A 667-nucleotide genomic window follows, 5' to 3' on the forward strand; every position below is an offset into this window, starting at 1 on the left:
TCCCGCCGGTATCGGCACTACACGCCAGTGGCTGATCCGATCCCGCAGCGGGCTCGGCTACAGCCGGCGGCGTTGAGCTCCGGTGAGCGTGCCCAGGTGTGTGCCGTACTCGAAGATGAGCAGTACGCCGATCTATCGGTGTGCCAAACCTATTGGCGGGCTTTCGATGCCGGTCGGGTGCCGTGTTCGCAGAGCAGTTTCTACCGCATTGCCAAAGCCGAACAGATGACCGGTGATCGCCGCCGCGGCCGCCACGGGGGCGGGACCTCACGCCCGGTCCCGAAGGCGGTGGCCACCGCACCAGGGCAGTTGTGGTCGTGGGATGTCACCGAACTCAAAGGACCATCCCGCCAGCGCTACAAGCTGTACCTGGTGATCGATGTGTTCTCCCGCTACCCGGTCGCCTGGCGCATCGAACACCGCGAGGACACCGCTATGGCAGTCGACATGTTCGCCACCGCCTTCACCCGCTACGGCGCCCCGCAGGTGCTCCACGCCGACAACGGGGCGATCATGCGGTCACGCGATCTGCTCGACGCCCTGCAAGCTGCCAAGATCGAAGCCTCGTTCTCCCGGCCCCGAGTCAGTGACGACAACCCGTTCTCCGAATCGCTGTTCAAGACCATCAAATACGACCTGCAGTGTCCCGACCGGTTCGACCACATCG

1 protein-coding gene is annotated in these 667 nt (G+C 64.6%); it reads left to right on the forward strand.

The features are described 5' to 3' along the window. Positions 1–27: 27 nt before the first annotated feature. Positions 28–667 (forward strand): DDE-type integrase/transposase/recombinase (locus NWF34_RS25325; RefSeq protein ID WP_258326408.1); only part of this gene is annotated, 640 nt, incomplete at its 3' end.

Source organism: Gordonia sp. GONU, assembly GCF_024733855.1.
GTDB lineage: Bacteria > Actinomycetota > Actinomycetes > Mycobacteriales > Mycobacteriaceae > Gordonia > Gordonia amicalis.